Consider the following 25051-nt stretch of genomic DNA (forward strand, 5'->3'; position numbering starts at 1 on the left):
ATACGGTCTTACATTGATGGGATTAAACACCGGATGTAAAGGGGAAGTCCGATTTCTATTACCAATCCTACAGGTGACCATCTGATAAACGAATATAATAATGCCCATGATGGTTAGAACTTTATTTCTAGCCGTCATGGGCATTATGGTTTAGTATTGAATGTATATGGATTATGTGTGGCGGTAATGGTATAAAATTATTTTTTAGAATCAGACTTCTGTCTGTTTTTTTATATATTTGCATTATTTAAAAAATGGATGGATGGCAGATGTCTTGACCCCCGAACAGCGTCGTAAATGCATGTCCCGGATTCGTAGCAGGAATACAAGACCCGAGATTATTATACGCAAATTCTTATTTGCGCATGGCTTTCGTTTTCGTATCAATGTAAAACGTTTGCCGGGTACGCCGGATATTGTTCTCCGCAAATATAAAACAGTAATATTTGTCAATGGTTGTTTTTGGCATGGCCATGAAGGATGCCGCTATTTTCGTCTTCCTAAAAGTAATGTGGATTTCTGGAAAAATAAAATAGAAAGGAATAAAGAACGTGATTTGCAAGAGCGTATAAAACTTCGTGATATGGGGTGGCATGTCATTCAATTTTGGGAATGTCAGTTGAAACCTTCTGTCAGAAATGAGAACCTGAATGGATTACTGTGTACGTTGAATCATTTGTTCTTGGAAAATTTTGCAGTATATCGAACTGTCCCGTATGGAAAGGCCGGCAAGGACTTGAATCTGATTGCCGCCGAAACGGAAGTGGAATATAAGAAGAATAAGCCTTTAAAAAATCAGAATAACTAATAACGACAAAAACGATATGAAACATGTAAAGTATCTGGCTCTTGCCTTGTGTATAGGTAGCCTGTCGCCTGTCATGGCGCAGACAGCCTCGAGAAGTCTCACAGTAGACAACTTAGTTGCCTGGCAGCGTATCAGCGGGCAAACTATTTCTGATAATGGCATGTGGGTGGCATGCAAGATGGAACCTTGGGAAGGGGATGCGGTGGTGAACTTGTATGATGCGCAAGGGAAAGAACTGGCCACTTTTCCGCAGGCAGACCGTTTTCTTTTCTCGGCCTCTTCCGACTATCTGGTTGTGTCGCAGAAACCCGGCAAGATGATGGTGGATTCTTTGAAATTAAAGAAAACAAAGAAAGAAAAGATGCCGATGGATGCATTGGTCATTTATTCGCTTTCGGGCAACAGGGAAGTGATTGATTCGCTGAAAACATTCAAAATGGCAGAGAAAACGGACTGGCTTGCTTTTCAGAGGGGCAGGAAAGATTCGACTTTGTATATCCGTCCGTTGAATGCAAAACTCAGCATCCGGTATGAGATTCCTGCCGTGAAAGCTTTCAATTTTGCGGAGAAAAGCGGAATGCTTTATTATATTACTGCGGGTGATAAAGCAGAGGAAAAGCCGGGATTGTATCTTCTGAATACGGAAACAGGTGTGAAGACGCTGGTAAAAGAAGGCAACGGGGTGTTTAAACAGGTAGCTTTTGATGAGGACGGAGCAAATTTGGCTTTCTTATATTGTGCGCAGAAAGATTCTTGTTATAAGGCTATGGGCTTGTGGCTGTCGCAGCAGGGAGCACCGGCAGCAGAAGTTGCGGCACGTGGTAATCGGGCTTTTCCGAAAGGATGGGTGATTAGTGAGCACGGGAATTTACAATTCTCGAAGAGTGCTTCCCGGTTATTCTTTGGCACATCGCCTGAACCTAGACAAAAGGATACGTTGCAATTGGCGGAGAACCGCCCCAATGTACAGGTGTGGAGTTGGGACGAGCCTGTGCAATATACTGTACAGGATTATAATAAAGAGAAGGAGTTGAAAAGAAGTTATCAAGCGGTTTATCATGTAAATAGTGGTCGTATTTGTCAGCTGGCAGATGAGGGGTTGCCTCAGATTTTGCTGGGAGATGAAGGAGATGCTCCGTTGGCATTGCTTTCTACTTCGCGTCCTTATTCATTGTCCTCCATGTGGGAAGGGCGGACACGTAGTGATTATTACACTGTGTCTTTGGAAGATGGCAGCCGTAGATTACTGGCATCGGCGGATTATGGCAGATACCGTCTTTCACCACAGGGCAAGTATGCGTATTGGTATGCTGAAACAGACAGTTGTTGGTACACTCTTTCTATGGCAGACGGGAAAAAGGTTCAGTTGACTACTCCCGCTTCTTTCCCCGCATGGGATGAAGAGAATGATGTACCTGACTATCCGAATGCACATGGAGTTGCCGGATGGACGGAACGGGATGAGGCTCTTTTGATTTATGACCGTTATGATATTTGGAAATTCAATCCGGATGCCATGAAGGAACCTGTCAACCTGACGGTGAATGGACGTAAGAACCGGATTTCATATCGTTTGGTGAAACTGGATAAGGAGGAGCGTGTGATTGACCTGAACAAGCCACAGTTGTTGAAAGGCTTTAACGAAGCGACCAAAGGGAACGGGTATTACAAGGCTCGTCTTTCCACCGCTGCTTCTCCCAGGGAATTAATGGCGGGTAACTATATGTTACGCAGTATTTATAAGGCGAAAGATACGGACCATGTAATTTATACGATGGAAAGTTTTGAGCAATATCCTGACCTTCATTATGCTACACTCGATTTTAAGAAATCTATTCGGCTGACTCATGGCATTGACCAACAGAAAGACTATTTGTGGGGAACTGCCGAACTGGTTTCGTGGATATCTTTAGATGGCCGTAAGTTGGAAGGGGTGGTGTACAAGCCTGCTGATTTTGATCCGGCTAAGAAATATCCGCTGATTGTGAGTTTCTATGAGCGAAATTCGGAAACTCTGTTTAATTACCGGATGCCGGAACCGCATCGGTCTACCATTGATTATCATCTTTATAACAGTAACGGGTACATCGTGTTCAATCCGGACATACGTTATGTAGACGGTTATCCGGGTGAGAGCTGCTATAACTGCCTGATGCCGGGGGTTGCCATGCTGATAGGCAAAGGCTATATTGACGAGAAAGCCATCGGTGCGCAGGGACATAGTTGGGGCGGTTATCAAGTGGCTTATCTGGCTACACGTACTGATTTGTTTGCGGCTATTGAGTCAGGTGCTCCGGTGGTCAATATGTTCAGTGCCTATGGAGGTATCCGTTGGGGATCGGGGCTGGCACGCTCGTTCCAGTATGAACATACTCAGAGCCGCTTGGCCGGTACGCCTTGGAGTACTCCGTTGCGTTATCTGGAAAACTCAGCTCTATTTACGATGGACAAGGTACAAACACCTATTTTGATCATGCATAATGATGCCGACGGACATGTTCCCTGGTATCAGGGAATAGAATATTTTGTGGCAATGAAGCGTCTTGGAAAGCCTTGCTGGATGCTGAACTATACAGGTGAACCGCATTGGCCGACAAAGATCGCCAACAAAATAGATTTTCAAAAACGTATGTTCCAGTTCTTTAATCATTATCTGAAGAAAGAAGCAATGCCGAAATGGATGTCCGACGGGGTTCCGGCAGTAGAACAGCCTTATGAATTAGGATACTGATATTATGTGTTCGGACGGCTACGGAACTTAGGCCGTCCCTACGGCGGATAAAGTAAAAGGATCATTTCAGAAAAAAAGAAGAGGGTGTCATAATGCCCAAACAGAAAGTTTCACCCCTGCGACAAATAGCTGTAGCAGGGGTGATTTTTAATTTAGTACAGTGTTTTTTTATTCAAACTTGCCATAACGGGTAGGCAACAGCTTGCGGTCACCTAATGTATTATCCACCCGGGCCACATTGATCCAGAATTTGTTATCGCGTACCGATTCGATAGGATAAGCGGCTTTCTCACGGCTGTAACTGTGATTCCATTCATTGGCCACCACTTCATATTCAGGATGTGGAGCGTTGACCAATACATTATCTTCTTTATCAGCACTGCCATCCTTCACTTCTTGGATTTCCTGCCAGATGGTTTGCATCACGGTTACAAAATTATCCAGTTCCCACAAACTTTCGCTTTCAGTCGGCTCAATCATCAATGTGCCGTGAACCGGGAAGGAAAGGGTAGGTGCATGATAGCCATAATCCATCAGACGCTTGGCGATGTCATTTTCGCTGATACCGGTCTCGTCATGCAGATAGCGGCAGTCTAAAATCATTTCGTGTCCTACAAAGCCCGTAGCGCCGGTATATACAATGCCGTAGGTATCCTTGAAGCAGGCTGCCAGATAATTGGCGCTCAGAATAGCTGTCTTGGTGGCATTGGTCAGACCTTCGGCGCCCATCATGCAGATATAACCGTAAGTAATAGGCAGGATTCCTGCGCTACCGTATGGAGCGGAAGAAACTTGATTGGCGCTGTTGCCGAAAACTTGATGGCCCGGAAGGAACGGAACCAGATGTTCGGCTACACAAACGGGACCTACACCGGGACCGCCGCCACCGTGAGGGCTGGCAAAAGTCTTATGCAGGTTCAAGTGGCATACATCGGCACCGATGGTACCCGGATTGGTCAGACCTACCTGTGCATTCATGTTTGCGCCATCCATGTAAACCTGTGCTCCACATTTATGAATAATTTTACAAATCTCCGCAATCTCCGGTTCAAAGATACCATGAGTGGACGGATAGGTAATCATTAATGCAGCCAGATCATCCTTGTTGGCTTCTGCCTTTGCACGCAAGTCTTCCACGTCTACATTACCTTTATCGTCACAGGCGCAAGTCACCGTGGTATATCCGCACTGAATGGCTGATGCCGGATTCGTACCGTGGGCTGATGCCGGAATCAATATCTTGTTGCGGTGTCCTTGTCCGATACTTTCCAGATAAGCGCGGATGACACGAAGTCCCGTGTATTCTCCTGCCGCACCTGAATTAGGTTGCAAAGTGACTCCTGCAAATCCGGTAATAACCTTCAACTGCTCGCTTAAGTTATTGATTAATGTCTGATAGCCTTTTGTTTGATCCTCAGGTGCTAACGGATGTATGGCCATCCAGCCTAAGTTGCTGAGTGGGAGCATTTCCGAAGCGGCGTTCAGTTTCATGGTACAAGAACCCAATGAAATCATGGAGTGTGTCAATGAAATATCTTTGCGTTCCAAACGTTTGATATAACGCATCATTTCAGTTTCAGTGTGATACTTGTTGAATACCTCGTGGGTGAGGAAGGAAGTACGGCGGCGCAGTTCACGATTCAATGAAGATGCTTCGGGAATCTCCGTCACTTCTTGAACGGTTTCCTCGGCGGCAATGGAGAAGATGGAAAGCAGCAGGTTGACATCTTTCAGGTCGGTGGTTTCGTCAATGCTGAAACCTACATCGCCATTATCATAGTAACGGAGGTTTACTTCTTTACTCAATGCGATGGTACGCAGTTTCTGAGCCGAAACGTGGTCGGGCAGACTGAAACGCAGGGTGTCGAAGAACAGTTCATTATGCTGTACATATCCCAGACGGGTTAGTGCCTTGTTCAACCAGGTGGTGATGCTGTGAATGCGTTTGGCTATATTTTTGATACCTTCCTGCCCGTGATAAACAGCATAGAAACCGGCCATTGTTGCCAGTAATGCCTGTGCGGTACAGATGTTGGAAGTCGCTTTTTCGCGTTTAATATGTTGTTCGCGGGTCTGTAAAGCCATGCGGTAAGCCAGTTTGCCATACTTGTCTTTAGACCAGCCGATGATACGTCCAGGCATATTGCGTTTATATTCGTCACGCGTAGCGAAGTAGGCTGCGGACGGGCCTCCGTAGAACAAGGGGATACCCAGGCGCTGGGTGCTTCCGAACACGATATCTGCTCCCCATTCGCCGGGAGGAACCAACAATGCCAAACTCATGATATCGGCATCCACGGCTACTTTACAATGGGCGGCATGTGCCTTTTCCACAAACTCACGATAGTCTTCCACGCTACCGCTGGCATTGGGGTATTGCAGGATGCAGGCAAAAATATCCGGGGTAAATTCTAATTCCTTGTAATTTCCTACTTGGATCTTCATGCCTTGCGGAAGGGTGCGGGTCTGGATGACTGCCAGGTTCTGTGGGAAAATCTCTTCATCCACAAACAATACATTGGCTCCGCTTTTCTGTTGGTCGCGGGTGCGGAGTCCATACATCATGGTGGCGGCTTCGGCTGCGGCGGTGGATTCATCCAGCAGTGAGCAGTTTGCCAACGGCATGGCTGTGAGGTCGGATATGACAGTCTGGAAGTTCATCAGTGCTTCCAGGCGTCCTTGTGAAACCTCGGTTTGATAAGGAGTGTACGAGGTGTACCACACCGGATTCTCGAATACATTGCGTTGAATGACCGCCGGAGTGATACTGTCATACCAACCCATACCTATATAAGAGGTATAAATCTTGTTTTGTGAAGCTAGTTCGGTAATATGTTCTGCAAACTCCCGTTCCGTCATGGGAGCGGCCAGTGGCAGAGGTTCTTTCAAACGGATTTTGGACGGAATTGTTTTGTTAATCAGTTCGTCAAGGCTCTTTACGCCAATCTTTTCCAACATAACGGGAAGGTCTTCTTCCTGTATACCGATATGTCGGTCTGCTAATAAATCTGTTTTCATGGTAGTAGTATATAAGTTAAATTTTAAATGTCATCTTATCTGAAAAAAGGGTTGTTCACTTTTTCTGATCCCACAGTGGTCGGGTCTCCATGACCGGGATAGACTACCGTGTCGGGGGGGAGTACAAACAAACGGCTGCATATATGCTCGCGAAGTTCGTCAAAGTTACCTCCTGTAAGGTCTGCACGTCCTATACTTCCCTGGAACAACACATCACCGCTGAAGATACAGTGGTCTTCTTTGCAGTAAAAAACGATACTTCCCGGCGAATGACCCGGTACATGGATAGCTTCCAGCTGGGTATTGCCGAAAGTAATGATATCTCCATCAAAGATATATTTTCCTAATGGCACGGGTGCTTCGGGCAATTGGAAACCAAACATACGTGACTGGGCGGGTGCTTGTTCCAGCCAGAATTCATCCGCTTGATTGGCTTCGGCTTTCAGTCCGTATTCCTGTAACAGGAACGGGTTGCCGAAAATATGGTCCAGATGCAGGTGAGTATTCAATAGATGTTTTACTGTCAGGCCATTACTGTCAATATATCTTTTAAGGGCTTGCTTTTCTTCCTCGTAAAAGCAACCGGCATCAATAATGACGGCTTCCTTTGTTTCGTCCGATAATACATAGCAGTTTACCGGAAACATATTGAATTCAAATTTCTTTATTTTCATTGTCCTTTCATCTATAGTTGTCAACCGTTGATGGTTACATAAACCACTTTCTTGGTCTCAAAATAATCTTCTGTGAATTCGTCTTTTAAATCGTAGAGCACTGTTTTGTGTTTCACGGGCATGGTCTCTTGTTCCAACTCTCCGCCTTTCAGGCAAATCAGCCCGTTGGGCAGGGCATTATGTTGCTCCTGTCCGATGTTTTTACGGATGATCTTGATTAAATCGCCCAAGGGCATGACAGCCCGGCTTACTACGAAATCGAATTTTCTTTTTTCCTCTTCGGCGCGGCAATGCCGGAAAGTGACATTCTTCAGTCCGATGGCATGGGCTACTTCAGTAGCTACTTTCACTTTCTTACCGATACTGTCCACCAGATGGAACTGGACTTCGGGGAACAGGATGGCCAGAGGGATACCCGGGAAACCGCCTCCTGTGCCCAAGTCCATAATTTGGGTACCGGGGGTGAAGTTGATCACTTTGGCTATGCCTAGCGAGTGCAATACATGATGTTCGTACAGATTAGTGATGTCCTTGCGTGAGATTACATTGATCTTGCTATTCCAATCCGTATATAAATCATACAATGCGGCAAACTGTGTTTTCTGTTGCTCGCTGAGGCGGGGGAAATATTTCAGTATTAATTCCATTCTATGCTTAAAATCGTTATTTAATGTATCATATATTTCTCTACCGATGTGTAGGGCAAAGAGAGAGTGATGACTCCTACGGCGTAGGGAGCGATATCATATTTATTATACAGGAAAGATACTTTTTCTTTTTCTAACAAGAAATTGTCGGGCACATACATGTTGGTAGAGTTTAGGATGCCTGCATTCTGAAGTCCTTCCAGTGAGGTGATGGAGCTGTCTTCCAGGCGGGTAGCCATTTCTGTTATCAGTTCTTTCAGCAACATGTCGCTCATCGGCTTTTCCGATCCTGCCATGAACACATCTTTCAAAGTGAGCAGTTTGCCGGTGTTTTTCTCAAAGTTCATCCATTGGTTCCATGAATTGGGATGTGCTCCGCCTGTATATTGAAAAGTTTCTGCAATAAAATTCAGAATCCCTTCTTTGCCTTCGCTGAAATGGGTGGTCAGTCCGTATTCATAGTTGTACCATGTGGGTAGTTCGTCTTTGGGAGTTCCGTTCTTGATATCTTCCTGATAGAATTTGTTCACATCCCTGCGGTAGTTGCTAATGTAGGTGTTTTTAAAAGAATCGACAGCAACTTCCGGATTCATCCGGGCATATTCTTTTCCCAAAATATGGGTTTGTATGGTGCGGTTGATGCGTTGTGATATGCTGTCAGCAGCATCTGATTCTGCTAAATAACTATAATCAATAGTAATCTTGCAGGCGGGAGAGGCAGTGTCATCTTGTAAATGGGCCTGTTCCTCCACCTTTACTGTTTTCACTGTTTCACTATCATTTTGTTTTAGTCCGTTACATCCCGATAATAAAAAGCAGGATACAAGGCAAGTTGCCATAACAGACAATACGAGATTTCTTTTTTTCATAACTTTTTGTTTGTTTATGCGGATTACTTATCCGAACTTTCTCCACAAATATAGAATATCTTCGTGAAAAGTCCATCTAAAAATCGAAAATATATTTATCTCCTTGCAACAAGATTGCATGAACTTTTTGCTAAATTTGTCCGTTGATAAGCTATAATATATAAGTAAAGAAAAGAATATGAGTGAGATAACAACGAAACTATATCCCGTTACGGGAATGCATTGTGCGGCATGTGCCGGCAATGTGGAGAGGATTGTAAGGAAACAGGAAGGCGTGGAGAGTGCATCGGTTAATTTGGCGGCGGCTACTCTGACGGTGACTTATAATCTGGATATCGTGTCTCCGCAGCAATTGAAAGAGGCTGTGATGAGAATAGGTTTTGATTTGATAATAGATGAGGATAACTCCGTACAGGAACAGGAGGAAGCGGAGCAATCTTATTACGGGCAGTTGAAGCGGAAGACTGTCGTAGCCTGGATTTTTGCTTTACCGGTAGCTGTTTTGGGGATGTTTCTGATGAACGTGCCGGGAGTAAACTGGTGGATGCTGTTGCTTTCACTTCCTGTTATTTTATATTCGGGACGTTCTTTCTATATGAATGCCTGGAAACAGGCGACTCAGCGTACCAGTAATATGGATACATTGGTGGCACTTAGCACCTCCATTGCATTTTTGTTCAGTTTGTTTAATACGTTCTATCCCGAATTTTGGTACAGCCGCGGACTGGAACCTCATGTATATTATGAAGCTGCTACTGTTATCATAGCTTTCGTATTGGTGGGCAAGCTGATGGAAGAGAAAGCGAAAGGAAAAACCTCTACGGCTATTCGTAAACTGATGGGATTGCAACCTCGGACGGCCCGTGTGGTGAAAGACGGTAGGGAAGAGGATATTCTGATAGCCGAGCTCCAGGTCGGCGATCAGGTGAGCGTCCGTCCCGGTGAGCAAATTCCGGTGGATGGAGTCATTGTCGGAGGAAACACCTTTATAGATGAGAGCATGATAAGCGGTGAACCTATTCCTGTAGAGAAAAAACAGGGTGATAAGGTGCTGGCCGGCACTATCAATCAGAACGGTGCATTTACTATGACTGCTCAAAAGGTGGGGAAAAATACGGTGTTGGCACAGATTATCCGCATGGTGCAGGAAGCACAGGGGTCTAAAGCTCCGGTCCAGCGTATTGTGGATAAAGTGACGGCGGTTTTTGTTCCTGTTGTCCTTGCTGTGGCTGTTTTTACTTTCCTTGTTTGGATAGTGGCAGGTGGAGCGGATGACTTTTCTTATGCTATGCTTTCAGCAGTGTCTGTTTTGGTTATTGCCTGTCCGTGTGCCTTGGGGCTTGCTACTCCAACTGCCTTGATGGTGGGGATTGGCAAAGGGGCCGAATCGCATATTCTGATAAAGGATGCGGTAGCCTTGGAACAGATGCGGGAAGTGGATACAGTGGTACTTGATAAGACGGGTACCGTAACCGAAGGGCGTCCTGTGGTGACCGGATGGTTGCATGATGCCGGATGGCAGAACGAGCATAAGGGGATTCTGTATGCTGCCGAATTGAAATCGGAACATCCGTTGGCATTGGCCATTGTCGAGGCATTGAAAAAGGAAGGCGAGAAGCCGGCAATCATTGATTCTTTTGAGAGCCGGACAGGACGGGGCATTGTGGTGACTCGTGGAAACAAGACTTATTGGGCGGGAAGCCATCGGTTGCTGAAAGACTTTGGAGCGGAAGTTTCCGGCTTGTTGCAAGGAATGGTGGAGGATTATGAGAGGAGTGGCAAGAGTTTGGTTTATTTTGGCGAGGGAAATACATTGCTGGCGGTTATCGCCATCAGTGACAAGATAAAAGATACTTCCAGACAAGCGGTCAAACAACTGAAGGAGAGCGGAAAGTATATTGTATTGCTGACCGGTGACGGGCGTCTCACTGCACAGAATGTGGCCGGAGAAATTGATGCGAACCGTTTTATCTCGGATGCTTTGCCGGCCGATAAGGAGAATGTTATTAAAGAATTACAAGCTGAAGGAAGAGTCGTAGCTATGGTAGGTGATGGCATTAATGACTCACAGGCGTTGGCACGTGCCGATGTAAGTATTGCAATGGGTAAAGGTACGGATATTGCCATGGATGTAGCGATGGTTACGCTGATGACTTCGGATTTGTTGTTGTTACCCAAAGCTTTTAAGCTTTCCCATAAGACTGTACGGTTGATCCGTCAGAATCTTTTCTGGGCGTTTATCTATAATCTGATAGGTATTCCGGTGGCGGCAGGTATTCTGTTCCCATTGTATGGCATCCTGCTTAATCCGATGATTGCCAGTGCTGCCATGGCATGCAGTTCTGTCAGTGTGGTGCTGAACAGTTTGAGCCTGAATTGGAGAAAGTTGTGATTGGATCAAAAATAAATGAAAAAGCAGCCGTGCGGAAGTTTTGCTTCGCACGGCTGCTTTTCATTTCCAGACCTTTTGGCTTATTAATTTAAAAAGGATTGTTCCTTCCTCTTTGTACTTCTATTCGTATTCCGAAGTTGCCGTTCTCTGATTTCATTTCGAAAGCTCCGTTGAAATTATTTCTTTCCCAAGGCAATGCGCTGGGATTCCGTACTTTGTTCCCGTCGGCATCATATTCACCGTATGTGGTGATGCGTAATCCGTTTTTCAATTGAAAGGTTGCGCTTTGTAAGGTGGGAGGCATTGACAGGGTTCCGGATCCATAGATTCCCATCCCCGGATACATGGAGGGAGATAGATGGTTGTAAGATCCTCTGCCATAAGTGATATTCATGTTGGGGCGGAATATTTCATTGTAATTCGCAATCGTATTATTGTTGTAGGGTTGATAATAAAGTTGTGGGGCTATCAGAGGGGGAGGAGCCATAATCATGGAACCCATATCCAGCACAAATCCGTTAAAATTCTTGTAGCCATCCAATGAAATGGGCGGAATACTATCTGTTGCCACTTCGGACTGCGCAAAAGTAGTGGCGGCAATCAGAAACATAGAAATGGATAGGATCAGCTTTTTCATATACCGTTATTTTTTTTGTTTCGGACAAATATAGCGATATTTTCTACATTCTGTATCGTTTCTGTTTCCTGCGAATAGATCTTTTCGAATACTTTATGAAGTTCTTCCTCATCGGCTATCAGTTGCCGCAATTCCTGCAGGTGTATAGCATTGGTTGATTGAGGTATCCATAATTTCAAGTATCCCCCTTCAGCATACTTCTCTTTCAGATGTGCCAGAAAACGCGTGTATTGTTTTTCTTTGTCCAGTTCGGGATAGTTGGAAAGGCCATATTGTACTGTGCGTCTCAAAGTGATGTCCGGATTGATAATGCGGTCGGCCTCCGCTACAATCCTGCCATAAATGCTACGGGGGACATGCTTGTTGGATGCACGGTGGTCTTCTACCGCCTCTTTCATCATCCAGATATGCTCTTCGGGGAACCATTGCCTTAATTTCTTGTCCGCCCATAGTATTTTTCCTGAAATGAGGTGATGGAACTCCCGTCCCTCACAGAGCCCCAGATCATGGTAGGCGGCAATCACATATACCATCATGCGGTTCACATCATAGTATTGGGATAGCTTGAGGCTTTCTGCTATTACTTGCGATACATGATCCACACGATGTGCCTTGTCAAAATGAGCGTATTGTGGGATAATTTCACTTGCGATATAATCGCGGAACTCCATTGGAAAATCATTGATGTACGGCAACATGTTCTTTCTTTTGATTCGGGTTGCAAATATACAATAATTATCCCACCTTTGCAGAAAAAAAGCAATATGTATCCAATTATTCAACCTGCACCCGATGACTTTGACGAACTGACCCGCTTATGGGAGGCTTCAGTGCGTGCTACGCATCATTTCATACCCGAAACATATATTCAGAAGCTAAAGCCACTGGTATGGAGCGTTTATCTTCACAGCATGCCGCTTTACATGGTTCGTGGCGATGCGGGTATAGAAGGTTTCATGGGCATTAACGGAAAGATGCTCGAAATGCTCTTTGTTCATCCGCGTGCCATAGGTACGGGAGTAGGAAAGCGATTGATGCATTATGCCTTGGAACATTGCCATGTACGTTATGTCGATGTAAATGAGCAGAATGAGAAAGCATACGGCTTTTATAGCCATTTTGGATTTCGGGTTATCGGCAGGGATGCAAGAGACGCATCGGGCGAACCCTATCCTATTTTACATTTAAAACTGGGAGGTATCATGAAAATTGAAAATTGGGGATTAGTTCCCTATGCTGAAGCTTGGGAGCGGCAGACGGAGTTGTTTAATGCTGTGGTGGAAGCCAAGCAGGTGGGAGAACCGTATGAAAATAGAATGATCTTTGTAGAGCATCCGCATGTCTATACATTAGGCAAGAGTGGCAAGGAGGCGAATATGCTGTTGGGGGAGGCGCAATTGAAAATGATTGGTGCCACTCTTTACCACATTGATCGCGGAGGGGACATCACTTATCATGGACCCGGACAGTTGGTTTGCTATCCTATCTTGAATCTGGAGGATTATCATTTGGGATTGAAAGAATATATTCATGTACTGGAAGAAGCGGTGATCAGGGTCTGTGCATCCTATGGCATCGAGGCCGGACGGGTGAAGGGGGCGACCGGAGTGTGGCTGGCGACAGGAACTCCGCAGGAACGGAAGATTTGTGCGATGGGGGTAAGAAGCAGCCATTTTGTAACCATGCATGGATTAGCTCTGAATGTAAATACGGATTTGCGTTATTTCAGTTATATCCATCCTTGCGGATTCATGGATAAAGGGGTTACTTCGTTGCAGAAAGAGTTGGGCTGCGAAGTGTCTATGGAAGAAGTGACAGAGCGTTTGCGGAAAGAATTGTCAGAACTTTTGTAGTCAATTGGGAAATGAATAAAAAGCCTGTTGGGGGGATGATAAAATACGTACGTACGTGTGACCTCATGCGTGCGTACGTGTGGCCTTATACATACGGTCGCATCGCCCTATACGTACGTATGTATAAAACGATGCGTAGTAATGTGTGTGAGAGTGTCTTTTTTATTCTTTTATATCTTGGTACAAGAAGCGCTTGATGCTTTTCTTGGCTGTTTTTTCGAATTCCTCAGGATAGAGTTTGAAGCGTGCTATTTGGGAGAATGCCGGTAGCTGTTTGTTCAGTTCCTGACGATTTTCTTCCATCACCCGCTCCAGATCCGGCTGGTTCAAGCCATGAGCAAAAGCATCATCAGAGTCCGGATAAATCAGGGCCACCAATTTGTCTTGTTGCAGGATGATCAGTGACTCTGCTACGTATGGCATGTTGTTCAGTCTGGACTCTATTTCTTCCGGGTAAATGTTTTGCCCGGAAGAAGTGAGCAGCAGGTTCTTGCATCGTCCCTTGATGAAGACATTTCCGTCTTCGTCTATTGTCGCCATATCCCCTGTGTGCAGCCATCCATCGGTGTCAATGACCTGCCGGGTGGCTTCTTCGTTCTTGTAATAACCCAGCATCAGATTGGCTCCCCGGCACACCAGTTCGCCGGCTATGGCTGTCTGGTCAGGGGACAAGACCTTGGCTTCCATGCGTGCGGCCACTTTTCCGCAGGATGCCAGTTTCAGCTCTGTCCAATGGCTGTGGCAAATGATAGGCCCGCACTCGGTCATTCCGTAGGCAATGGTGTAGGGGAAATCAATCATTTTCAGAAAAGCTTCCACTTCGGCATTGAAGGGGGCGCCTCCGACAATGATTTCAATAAAGTTGCCACCGAAAACTTCCATCGCTTTCTGTTTGATAAGCTCCTTTATCTTGTCACTGATAATAGGCACGTGCAGCAACAACTTGCCCAGTTTGTTATCTACTTTGGGGAGGATGTTTTTCTTGAATATTTTCTCTACAATGAGCGGCACGCAAGCGATGATGCGCGGACGGATTTCGGCAAATGACTCGGCTATGATTTTGGGCGACGGCATACGGGTAAGGAACCATAGGTGGGCGCCTGCCGTGAAGCCGTACAGAAAATCGAAGGTCATGCCGAACACGTGTCCCAAGGGTAACATGGATACAACGCTGTCACCTGCTTTCAGACCTATCTTTTCTTTACAGTAAAGTACATTGGAAAGTATGCTGCGATAGGGCAGCATCACGCCTTTGGAATATCCGGTAGTGCCTGAAGTGTAATTAATGATAGCCAAGTCTTCTGATTTTTCTTTTTCATAAGAAACATCATCGGGACGGAACCGGCAGGGGAATTTGTGCCCGAAAATCTCATTCAGATGATCACGGGCATAAGTCAGTTTTTCCGAACGGGAAACAGGCACACCGAAATCTTTCAGTTCTACGATACCTTCCAGATGAGGCATGGCTGTCTCATTCAGGTTCTCCCATATCTGGTCGCCCACGAACAGCAGGCGGGCTTCAGAGTGGTTTACGATATTGTGCACCTGGTCGGCTTTGAATTCATGCAGGATAGGCACTGCTACAGCACCATAGGTGATGACGGCAAGATAAGTTACTGTCCAATGAGCGCTGTTACGCCCGCAAATGGCTATTTTATCTCCCTTTTCAATGCCGGCATTTTCCAGCAGGATATGTATTTTCTCTATTTTACGGGCCACATCTCTGTATTGCAATGTGATGCCTTTATAGTCTGTAAGAGCGTTTAAATACCAATTTGTTTTTATGCTTTGCTCGATAAGAGCAATAAAACTCTGTTCTAGTTCCATGATAACTTTTGCACATTTATAGGCTGAGTGTGCGCAAAAGTAGTAAAATGAGGTTAGGGGGATGGGATATGAAACAGTTTTTTACATTAATTTAACGTCATGAAAAGACGATACTTTTCACTCTGCTGTTTTAAATTGCTAGCTTATAATCGATTGCCGGTTGATGATGTATCTCAAGGGGGGAAAGCATCGTTACTATCATTGTCAGATAAAGGGATAAACTCGCCCGCTATTATGAAATAGGATATACCTCTTATCTCAAAGATAGTCGGGCAGGTTTGAGAACTGTTTTTAGGTCATGGAGCTTCCTTGTCAAAGGTCTTTTCCTCTATCTCTTCTTCAGAAGGCTGTGGCTTGATGATAAGTCGCAGAGACGGGTCGTAGGTGAAATAACTCCACATCCAGTCTATAAAGATAAATAGACGGTTTTTTACACCTACTATGCTCATCAAGTGTATGAATAGCCATACAGCCCATGCGGGAAATCCTCCGAAACGTATCCTTCGCAGTTCTACCACCGCATTATTGCGTCCGATGGTTGCCATAGACCCTTTGTTGTGGTATTTAAAGGGAATGAGCGGTTGATTCTTTTCAATATTCTTCAGATTCTTCATCAAGTTCATTGCCTGCTGTATGGCAGGTTGTACAACTTGTGGATGTCCTTTGGGATACTCTTCCGAAATCATTAGTGCGGTGTCACCAATCGCAAATATGTTTTTAAAGTCTTGTATCTGGTTGTATTCATTCACTTTCAGACGATTGCCCGGACCATAACATTCGGCAGGAAAACCTGCCAGACTGTTTGCTTTTACGCCTGCTACCCAATAAACGTTGGCCGATTCTATAAAACTTCCGTCATTCAGTACCAACATATTGTTCTCGTAATTTTTTACTTGTTTGTTCAATAATATTTCTACTCCCAAACGGGTGAGATACTTTTTTACCTCCTCGGAAGACTGGGAAGAGAAGGCCGGAAGCAGACGGGAGCCACCATCTATCAGCACTATTTTCATCGTACTGGTGTCCAGATCCGGATAATCATGTGGAAGGATGAATTTGCGCATTTCGGCCAAAGCTCCTGCCAGTTCAATACCAGTCGCCCCTGCACCGACTATGATGAAGGTCATCAGCTGGTTCCGCTTCTGGGGGTTATCGGTGTTCAATGCCTTTTCAAAACTTTCCAGCACTTGGTTGCGGTTATGCAAAGCTTCTGCTGTAGTTTTGAGAGACATGGTATGTTTAGCCATTTCATTGTTGCCGAAATAATTGGTATAGCATCCGGTAGCTATAATCAGATAGTCGTAATTCAGACTGCCGATGGAGGTGGTGATCTGTTTTTCTTCCGGATGTACTTGCTGCACTTCACATATACGGATATGGAAGTCTTTGTATCCTTTAAATATCTTGCGGAATGGGAATGAAATGGCACTGGGCTCGATGCCCGATGTGGCTACTTGGTAAAGTAACGGCTGGAAAAGATGGTAATTGTTTTTATCCAATAATACAACTTGATAGTGTTGTCCTTTCAGTTTGCGTGCAATCTTTATCCCTCCAAATCCCCCTCCGACGATGACTATTCTTTTCTTTTTTCCTTTGTCGGGAATATTGGTTATCTGTTCAGTCATAATGGTATTTGTTTTTATCCCTATAATAACAAATTGCCGGAGGAAATGTTTAATGGCCGCCTATTGGATATCAAAGACTCCGGGGGATAATGTGGGATTGATGTAACTTACGTTACGGGTTTGCAACAGATAAGGTAGTGATCAATATCCATCATGTCATATATATGGTATAGTATCGTTTCTTCATGGTTCTTTGGCATTGATGAGGTTTATATAACAGTCAGATCTGAGCTTTTGTTTGTCGGAATGTGGAAGTAGGAGTGTGGAACTTTTCCACACTTTTGTGGTGCGTTTAACGGAAATCAGTTCTTCTAAAAACGAAGATATAAATATGTATATGCTTGACTCATAGTAAAATACTGATAGTTGTTGATGAATGGCATGTTTTTTGTTTTATTATTTCCGGTAAAAATGAATAAAAAACAAAGTAATTATGAAAAAGGTATTAGCAACATGGGTATTAGTGATGACTTTAGGTGTATCTGTTTCTCTTGCCCAAGTGGTTCCGGTAGAAGTCCCGGTGGTGGAAAAGCCTCAACAATCTAAGGTGTTGGCGTTTTCGGAAATCTATGTGAATGATTTACCGGAAGCTGTGATGGACAGACTTGCGCAGGAAGGTGCCATGATAAAGCAGGCTTTTATGGCCTATGGCATTGATGGCAGCCGTATTTATAAAATCAACGTGCTGACAAACGATGCTCATGAGCAGACATTGTTTTTAGGTGAAGATGGTAAACTTTTGAAATAGTTAGTATATTTATAATAATGTTTTTTATTTGAAATCCCGGCTTGAGATGAGTCGGGATTTTTATTCAAGTACGCTGTTTCTTGACGGGAATCGAAAAATAATTAAGAAATCTCTTGTACATAATAGTAGTAGATTTTATCTTTGCCACCCGAATTTTAGAAAAACGATACAATGGAAACTTATGATATATATTTTAAAGACAGTACAGATTTTGCTAATAAAGGATTTTCATTGAAAGATAAATCTAAGGCTATTAGAATGGCTGAAGATATGTTGGCTGAACGCAAAGGGTATGTGAAAGACTTTGCTGGTGGAACTATTTCCGTAATGTGTAAAGAAACGAAAGAGGAAGTTTGGTCTAAGCCGATTGCAGAGATTTAGGCTGGCTTTTATACCTTCTTTTTATATTGTGAACTCATCAATGAAGTTTTCTGTATAAACAGAGGCTGGTTATATAAATCTATAGTGATTTCCTATTTCTACTATTTGCTTATTCTACTATTTTGTTAGAAAGTTAAATAATAAAATATGCAAACACTATGGTTCTTTATCATTTAAAATCAGTCAACTATGTTGAAACAAATTCACGCAAGAGTAACTCTTTGGCACAAAAGTGACAAATAAAAATTTGTTGTTTACATGAAAAAAACTTTCCCAAAAGCTTTGTAGTATTGATTTTCTGTGTATCTTTGCATCGTTATTATTCCTCGGGGCATTAGCTCATCTGGCTAGAGCGTTAGACTGGCAGTCTAAAGGTGGCGAGTTCGAGTCTCGCATGCTCCACTTTCTTAATGAAACAATGAAGGTCTGCAGAGCAGGCCTTTTTTAATTTAAAGACTATAGCTATGTTGATTTATAATACAACTTATCAAACTAGTATTGACGATGCGCGTAATTTCGTCATTTGGCTTAGTGAAAGCTATATTCCCGAAGTGGAAAAAACGGGAATATTGCAGAATCCCCGTCTTACGCACATCCTTAGTCATAAAGAACAGGATTCAGAATGCTTCTCATTACAGTGGGAAGTGGAAGATACGGCCACCTTACATCGCTGGCATACTCAGCAGGGGATGCGTCTGAATGAAGAAATGATGAAGATATTTAAAGATAAGGTGGTTGGCTTCCCCACTTTGATGGAGGTGATTAAGTGATTCAGCCGGTAAAAGAGAAAATAATTCTGGGCATTGACCCCGGAACAACCATTATGGGGTATGGTCTGCTGAAAGTAGTAGGAACTAAACCTCAAGTCATAACTATGGGAGTCATTGATCTTCGTAAATATGGTGATCATTATTTAAAACTGCGCCGCATTTTTGAACGGGTGATCGGTATAATAGAAGCCTATCTACCTGATGAACTGGCCATAGAAGCACCCTTTTTCGGGAAAAATGTGCAGTCCATGTTAAAATTAGGACGAGCGCAGGGAGTGGCTATGGCTGCCGCTTTGAGCCGTGATATTCCTATAACAGAATATGCGCCGTTGAAGATAAAAATGGCGATAACCGGCAATGGACAAGCCAGCAAGGAGCAGGTAGCCGACATGTTGAAGAGAATGTTGCACATACCCGAAAGCGAGATGTTGCCTTTTATGGATGCGACAGATGGACTGGCAGCAGCTTATTGTCATTATTTACAAATGGGCAGACCCACATTGGCTAAAGAATATTCCGGCTGGAAGGATTTTATAAACAAGAACCCCGATAAAATAAAAAGATGAGATTATGAATGTGAGACATATTATTTGGGCATCAATTGTATCTACTACTATTAGTTGTCAGTCTGTGAAAAAGGAATATAATTCGTTTGATGAATACCCTGTCCGTGAAGACGCGCTGACCGAAATGGAATACTCGCCCGCTGAAACGAAGTTTTCGCTTTGGGCGCCTACAGCAGAAGAAGTGCGTGTCCTTTTATTTGAATCGGGTAATGAAGGTTCGGCTTCCAGCACCCTTCCGATGGAGATGGGAGAGAATGGCACTTGGAATATCTCGGTAAAAGAGGATTTGAAAGGTAAATTCTATGCCTTTAATGTGAAGGTAAATGGAAAATGGTTAGGAGACACTCCGGGGATTATGGCAAAAGCCGTAGGGGTGAATGGCAAACGGGCGGCTGTGATTGATCTTCGTTCTACAGATCCGGAAGGATGGGAGAGCGATGTGCGTCCTCCTTTGAAGAATTATGCCGATATCATGGTTTATGAAATGCACCATCGCGATTTCTCTTTGGATTCTGTTTCCGGAATTCAAAATAAAGGTAAGTTTCTGGCTTTGACAGAGCAGGGTACTACCAGTTCTCTAGGTGAGAAGACAGGTCTTGACCATCTGAAAGAATTAGGCATTACCCACGTACATTTGTTGCCGTCTTATGATTATGCCTCGGTGGATGAGACAAAACTGGACAAGGCCCAATATAATTGGGGGTATGACCCGCAAAATTACAATGTGCCCGACGGCTCTTACTCTACAGATCCCTATAAACCCGATGTCCGTATCAGGGAATTCAAGCAAATGGTACAAGCTTTGCATAAGGCGGGAATCAGGGTGGTGCTTGATGTGGTGTATAATCATACCTTTAATACAGACGAAAGCAATTTCGAACGTACGGTTCCCGGTTATTTCTATCGCCAGACAAAGGATGGACAATGGGCAAATGGTTCGGGATGCGGAAATGAGACGGCAAGCGACCGTGCCATGATGCGTAAATATATGATAGAATCTATTCTATATTGGATTGATGAATATCACATAGACGGTTTTCGTTTTGACTTGATGGGGATACATGATATTGAGACCATGAACGAGATACGTGCGGCCGTTGATAAAGTAGATCCGTCTATTTTCATGTATGGTGAGGGATGGGCAGCCGGTTCTCCCCAATTAGAGGCAGACAAACTGGCGATGAAAGCCAATGTGGAAAAAATGCCCCGTATCGCCGCTTTCTCGGATGAAATGCGTGATGGTTTGCGTGGTGCTTGGGATGACGATACCAAAGGAGCTTTTCTGATAGGGGAGCCGGGGCACGAGATGAGCATCAAGTTTGGAATTGTGGGAGCTGTCGAACATCCGCAGGTTATAAACGATTCGGTGAATTATAGTAAGAAACCTTGGGCGTTACAGCCTACCCAGATGATAAGCTATGTAAGCTGTCACGATGACATGTGCCTTGCCGATCGTCTGAAAGCTACCATGCCGGACGCGTCGGTAGAGGAGCTGGCGGCTTTGCAGAAACTGGCGGAGACATTTGTCTTTACTTCACAAGGAGTACCGTTTATATTTGCGGGAGATGAGATCATGCGTGACAAGAAGGGGGTTCATAATTCTTACAATAGTCCCGACAGCATTAATACGATAGATTGGAAAAACAAGACTGCGCATAAAGATGTATTCGAATATGTGAAAGACTTGATAGCCTTGCGTAAGGCACATCCCGCTTTCCGTATGGGGGATGCCGATAAGGTACGTAGGCAATTGGAGTTTTTACCTGTAAAAGACACGAATGTGGTCGCCTTTATCTTGAAAGACCATGCAAATGGTGATTCATGGAAAAATATCATCGTAGCTTTGAACAGCCGCACAGAGCCTGCCAGACTGGACATCCCGTCGGGTAAATACACAGTGGTTTGTAAGGATGGCAAGATAAACATGAAAGGTATGGGACAAGTCTCAGGTGCTGAACTTGTGATACCGGCACGCTCTGCCATGATCATACACCAATAGAAAAGACTTAAAGAAGATTAACAAATACTCTGTCATACAGACTAAAAACATCATACGAATGGAAAAGACATGGAGATGGTTTGGGAGGAAAGACAAAATAACACTTCCCATGCTTAGACAAATCGGGGTGGAAGGAATCGTGACCGCCCTTCATGAGGTGCCTAATGGTGAGATATGGACTTTGGAAGCTATCAAGAGTTTGAAAGATTACATTGAATCCCATCAATTGCGTTGGTCGGTAGTGGAAAGCCTGCCGGTCAGTGAGGCGATCAAATATGCCGGCCCCGAACGAGACCAGCTGATAGGGAACTATAAGATAAGTCTTGCCAACCTGGGTAAAGCGGGCATCAAAACTGTCTGTTATAATTTCATGCCCGTCATTGACTGGATACGTACCGATTTGGAGCATCCTTGGGAGGATGGGACCAGTTCTTTGTACTTTGACAAGATCCGGTTTGCCTATTTTGACTGCATGATTCTTCAGCGTGAAGGGGCGGAGAAAGACTATACCGGTTCAGAACTGCAACAGGTGCGTGAATTGGACAAGACCATAACCGAAGCTGAGAAAAACGAACTGATCGACACCATTATAGTCAAGACGCAGGGATTTGTGAATGGCAACATAAAGGAAGGTGACCGGCAGCCGGTTGCCATATTCCGCCGCCTTTTGTCTCTGTACGAGGGCATAGACCGCAACGCCCTGCGTGAAAACCTGCGTTATTTCTTGCAGGCCATCATGCCGGTGTGTGATGAGTATGGCATAAATATGTGCATCCATCCGGACGATCCCCCTTTCCAGGTATTGGGCTTGCCGCGTATCGTGACCAGTGAGGAAGACATCACCTGGTTACTCCATGCGGTTGATAACCCGCATAACGGACTGACATTCTGCGCCGGTTCCCTCAGTGCCGGATTGCATAACAACATACCTTTGCTGGCACGTATGTTTGCGCACCGCACTCACTTTGTGCATCTGCGCAGCACCAATGCATTCCCCAACGGAAACTTCATAGAAGCATCTCATCTGGGAGGGCGTGCTCATGTGACAGAGCTGATCCGCATCTTTGAAAAAGAGCGTCCGGGCGTCCCGATGCGTGTGGATCATGGTCGCATGATGCTGGATGATGCCGGCAAAGGCTACAACCCGGGCTATTCGTTCCATGGCCGTATGATGGCCTTGGCCCAGATAGAAGGAATGATGGCAGTCATCAACGAGGAATCAAAACTTAAATCCTAGATTGACGTACATACTCACTTTATTGGCTCGGTTTGCATAGTTCAGTGAAGCCTCCAAAGGCCCGAACATACTATCCAGACCGTAGCCGATACCACAGCCGAACATGGTGTCCTGTTCCAGCAAATATCTTAGTTTGCTTGCACTCAGCGCATAATTTCCGGTTAGTGTCAGATAATGCACACTTCCCATTCGTTGGCGGAATTTCATGCTCCCTACCAGCAGTGCGTTTTTCATTAACTCCACATTGTTGATTCCCACAAAAGGCAGTTGTTGTTGCAGGAAGCGTTCTTGCACATCCCCACCCATGGCGTTGAGCTTGGAGTAAGGGATGTCTTTGCCTATCAGAAACCGTCCGTAAACAGCGGGCAGTATGGAGAACCTGCGTGTGACAGGAACCACTCCCTGGCAATAACCTTTTATGGCAGAGAAAGGAGCATGACCGTCATATCCGGTGAAATTGTCCGTATAAAGAGAATAGGCAGCCCGTGCCGAAATTCCTTTGGACGGAAAATAGGCTTTGTCAAAAGATTCGTAATGCATCTGCGCGAAATAGCTGAAGAAATGCTCCGTTCCCACATCAATGCCCTGGTTGCCCTCCTGATACAAGAATTTGTCATAGTCATACAACTCATATCTCAGTCCGATGGCAAAACGCACATTCTTGTACCATACGTCCGAGAATGAGAACTCCCCCAAATGATATCGGAAGGTGGAGTTGTGTGACTTGTCTCCATAATGATAGAAATTGACATCGTTGTATTGGAACATGTATGCCAGTCCGATGTTTTTCAACGGAGCCGGTTCGAAGCCGTAATCTATGCGGGCGGCATAACGTTTCCCCAGCCGCCCTGTCAGTGATAACGTGGTGGGCACCTTGCCACGGAAATTGCTGGTGACATTAATCAGCAGGCTGGCAGTCTCTTCCGAATCAAACCGGATGCCTACGTTCAGTTTGTTCTCATACTTCTTGCTTAGCAGGATATGCAGGTTATAGCCTCCGTCGGGAGCTTCGGGCAGATTGTAAGTGGCGTTGGAATATTCCAGGTTGGAACATAATATGGCTGTCGCCTCCTCTATGCGGCGGATGCTTATTTCAGAGTCCTCCTTTAAATCGCAGCGTTTCAACAGCCATCGCTTGTCTTTCTCGTCCAGCCCGTCGAAAGTGATTTCTTTTATATACACCTTGCGGTCGGGGGAGTAAGGATAGCGGGGGAGCGGTTCCGGCATATAGGTGCTGTCCAGTCCCAGTTCCCGTTTCAGCTTTATCAAAGCGTTTTCTTGTGCCAGTGCCGCCTCTTCTCCCCGGCGGATCAGTGTATCCACAGCATTGGGAGTGAAACTTGCAGCGGAATATCCCTCCACATTCACCTTGATATAGGTATCGGTCTCTTCCAGATTCTTTTTATAAAGCTCCAGCCCCATCAGGTTGATGAGCTGTCCTAAAATGCTGCCGGCACTGTTCAGTTCGTTGGAAGGTTTCAAGTCGCTTTGTACATCCACCCCTATGATGATATCCGCCCCCATGGCGCGCGCCACGTTTACAGGGTAGTTGTTTACCACACCGCCGTCCACCAGTACCATACTGTCCAGCCGGACCGGGGTGAACACTCCCGGTATGGCCATACTGGCACGCATGGCTGTAGCCAGCACACCTTTATGGAAATTCACCTCGTTGCCGTTTACAATATTCTCGGAAACACAGGCGAAGGGGACAGGCAGTTTGTTGAAGTCGATGGAGTCATGATATCCTACGGTCAGCTCGCTGAACAGGTTAGCCAGGTTCTGTCCCTTTATCAGCCCTCCTATGGCTTGTGCTTTGGTATCTTTTCCGAATGGAAGAGAGAATACATACTTTTCGGTGGCTTCCCGTTCCGCCATATTCTGCTCGCTGCGTGGTATTTTGTCACTCAGCAGAAAAGTCCAGTCCTGCCGGCGTACCATGCTGTCCAGCTGTCCGGGAGTATAACCGATGGAATAAAGACCGCCAATGATCGATCCCATACTGGTTCCTACCACATAATCGATGGGAATGCCGGCTTTTTCTATGACCTTTAAAGCCCCTATATGTGCCATTCCTTTGGCTCCTCCGCCACTGAGAACTACACCCACCTTCTTCCGGGGGTGTGGTTGGGCTGCTGTGTGGACGGAGATACAAAGCATTCCTGCTGCTATTAAGAAGGTAGAGAATTTCATCTTTTTCATCTTACTATAAATCTAGTCTTAGTTAAAAAACAAAAACAGTGCAAAGATGGTTTAATCTTTCAGCTTT

Annotated in this window: 19 protein-coding genes, 1 tRNA gene and 1 pseudogene; 12 read left to right on the plus strand and 9 right to left on the minus strand. The window is 44.9% G+C overall.

Going from position 1 to position 25051, the window contains the following annotated elements; all coding sequences use genetic code 11:
- The first annotated feature begins 262 nt into the window (after positions 1-262).
- Together ACYQ0C_RS09460 and ACYQ0C_RS09465 are read left to right on the plus strand one after the other, a co-directional pair.
- On the plus strand, positions 263-808 hold the full coding sequence (locus tag ACYQ0C_RS09460) for a very short patch repair endonuclease (RefSeq protein WP_016276546.1): 546 nt from the start codon (positions 263-265) through the stop codon (positions 806-808).
- Between the two features lie 16 nt (positions 809-824).
- Entirely contained in the window at positions 825-3539 is a 2715-nt protein-coding gene (locus ACYQ0C_RS09465; RefSeq protein WP_016276547.1) for an alpha/beta hydrolase family protein, read from the plus strand.
- A 168-nt stretch (positions 3540-3707) separates the two neighbouring features.
- Here ACYQ0C_RS09465 and gcvP read toward each other — a convergent pair whose 3' ends face one another.
- The 4 genes from gcvP to ACYQ0C_RS09485 are packed head-to-tail and all read right to left on the minus strand — an operon-like array spanning position 3708 to position 8747.
- The gene (gene gcvP, locus ACYQ0C_RS09470) at positions 3708-6557 is read right to left on the minus strand and encodes an aminomethyl-transferring glycine dehydrogenase (protein WP_016276548.1); all 2850 of its coding nucleotides are present in this window, start codon (positions 6555-6557) and stop codon (positions 3708-3710) included.
- 35 nt (positions 6558-6592) lie between these two features.
- Positions 6593-7231, minus strand: coding sequence for an MBL fold metallo-hydrolase (locus ACYQ0C_RS09475; RefSeq protein ID WP_025017744.1), 639 nt, complete (start codon positions 7229-7231; stop codon positions 6593-6595).
- A 20-nt stretch (positions 7232-7251) separates the two neighbouring features.
- Positions 7252-7878: a 16S rRNA (guanine(527)-N(7))-methyltransferase RsmG gene (rsmG, locus tag ACYQ0C_RS09480; RefSeq protein ID WP_016276550.1), complete on the minus strand. Its 627-nt coding sequence runs from the start codon at positions 7876-7878 to the stop codon at positions 7252-7254.
- Between the two features lie 20 nt (positions 7879-7898).
- Entirely contained in the window at positions 7899-8747 is an 849-nt protein-coding gene (locus ACYQ0C_RS09485) for a DUF3298 and DUF4163 domain-containing protein (protein ID WP_016276551.1), read from the minus strand.
- A 178-nt stretch (positions 8748-8925) separates the two neighbouring features.
- On the opposite strand from ACYQ0C_RS09485, the gene ACYQ0C_RS09490 reads away from it, so the two are divergent.
- Positions 8926-11139, plus strand: coding sequence for a heavy metal translocating P-type ATPase (locus ACYQ0C_RS09490; RefSeq protein ID WP_016276552.1), 2214 nt, complete (start codon positions 8926-8928; stop codon positions 11137-11139).
- 88 nt (positions 11140-11227) lie between these two features.
- Here the strand turns inward: ACYQ0C_RS09490 and ACYQ0C_RS09495 are convergent, their stop codons facing one another.
- Together ACYQ0C_RS09495 and ACYQ0C_RS09500 are read right to left on the minus strand one after the other, a co-directional pair.
- Positions 11228-11776, minus strand: coding sequence for a hypothetical protein (locus tag ACYQ0C_RS09495; RefSeq protein WP_016276553.1), 549 nt, complete (start codon positions 11774-11776; stop codon positions 11228-11230).
- The gene (locus ACYQ0C_RS09500) at positions 11773-12474 is read right to left on the minus strand and encodes an HD domain-containing protein (RefSeq protein WP_016276554.1); all 702 of its coding nucleotides are present in this window, start codon (positions 12472-12474) and stop codon (positions 11773-11775) included. The genes ACYQ0C_RS09495 and ACYQ0C_RS09500 overlap by 4 nt, the downstream gene beginning before the upstream one ends.
- A gap of 258 nt (positions 12475-12732) precedes the next feature.
- Here ACYQ0C_RS09500 and ACYQ0C_RS09505 point away from each other — a divergent pair.
- Positions 12733-12912: pseudogene (locus ACYQ0C_RS09505) on the plus strand (GNAT family N-acetyltransferase); the annotation flags it as partial.
- A gap of 66 nt (positions 12913-12978) precedes the next feature.
- Entirely contained in the window at positions 12979-13629 is a 651-nt protein-coding gene (lipB, locus tag ACYQ0C_RS09510; RefSeq protein ID WP_025017747.1) for a lipoyl(octanoyl) transferase LipB, read from the plus strand.
- A 162-nt stretch (positions 13630-13791) separates the two neighbouring features.
- On the opposite strand, the gene ACYQ0C_RS09515 is transcribed toward lipB, so the two are convergent.
- Both ACYQ0C_RS09515 and ACYQ0C_RS09520 read right to left on the minus strand, forming a co-directional pair.
- On the minus strand, positions 13792-15456 hold the full coding sequence (locus ACYQ0C_RS09515; RefSeq protein WP_016276557.1) for a long-chain fatty acid--CoA ligase: 1665 nt from the start codon (positions 15454-15456) through the stop codon (positions 13792-13794).
- Positions 15457-15752: 296 nt separating this feature from the next.
- Entirely contained in the window at positions 15753-17081 is a 1329-nt protein-coding gene (locus ACYQ0C_RS09520) for an NAD(P)/FAD-dependent oxidoreductase (RefSeq protein WP_016276558.1), read from the minus strand.
- A 433-nt stretch (positions 17082-17514) separates the two neighbouring features.
- Here ACYQ0C_RS09520 and ACYQ0C_RS09525 point away from each other — a divergent pair, with 433 nt between their 5' ends.
- From ACYQ0C_RS09525 to uxuA, 7 genes are all read left to right on the plus strand, one after another.
- Positions 17515-17829 carry a hypothetical protein gene (locus ACYQ0C_RS09525; protein ID WP_016276559.1) on the plus strand — a complete coding sequence of 105 codons (315 nt, stop codon included), beginning with the start codon at positions 17515-17517 and terminating at the stop codon, positions 17827-17829.
- 171 nt (positions 17830-18000) lie between these two features.
- Positions 18001-18210 carry a hypothetical protein gene (locus tag ACYQ0C_RS09530; RefSeq protein ID WP_016276560.1) on the plus strand — a complete coding sequence of 70 codons (210 nt, stop codon included), beginning with the start codon at positions 18001-18003 and terminating at the stop codon, positions 18208-18210.
- Positions 18211-18538: 328 nt separating this feature from the next.
- Positions 18539-18612: transfer RNA gene (locus tag ACYQ0C_RS09535), tRNA-Ala, on the plus strand.
- A gap of 62 nt (positions 18613-18674) precedes the next feature.
- Positions 18675-18980, plus strand: a complete 306-nt coding sequence (locus ACYQ0C_RS09540) for a DUF4286 family protein (protein WP_016276561.1) — start codon at positions 18675-18677, stop codon at positions 18978-18980.
- Positions 18977-19546 carry a crossover junction endodeoxyribonuclease RuvC gene (gene ruvC / locus ACYQ0C_RS09545; protein WP_016276562.1) on the plus strand — a complete coding sequence of 190 codons (570 nt, stop codon included), beginning with the start codon at positions 18977-18979 and terminating at the stop codon, positions 19544-19546. Before ACYQ0C_RS09540 ends, ruvC begins: the two co-directional genes overlap by 4 nt.
- 4 nt (positions 19547-19550) lie before the next feature.
- A complete protein-coding gene (gene pulA / locus ACYQ0C_RS09550; RefSeq protein ID WP_016276563.1) occupies positions 19551-21545 on the plus strand; it encodes a type I pullulanase in 1995 nt (664 codons plus the stop codon).
- Positions 21546-21603: 58 nt separating this feature from the next.
- Positions 21604-22782 (plus strand): mannonate dehydratase, encoded by a 1179-nt coding sequence (gene uxuA, locus ACYQ0C_RS09555; protein ID WP_016276564.1) that lies wholly within the window; start codon positions 21604-21606, stop codon positions 22780-22782.
- Here the strand turns inward: uxuA and ACYQ0C_RS09560 are convergent.
- Positions 22765-24984: a patatin-like phospholipase family protein gene (locus ACYQ0C_RS09560; protein WP_032941794.1), complete on the minus strand. Its 2220-nt coding sequence runs from the start codon at positions 24982-24984 to the stop codon at positions 22765-22767. The two genes, uxuA and ACYQ0C_RS09560, sit on opposite strands and share 18 nt — an antisense overlap.
- Between the last annotated feature and the right edge of the window lie 67 nt (positions 24985-25051).

The sequence above is a fragment of the Phocaeicola sartorii JCM 17136 = DSM 21941 genome (assembly GCF_054653615.1).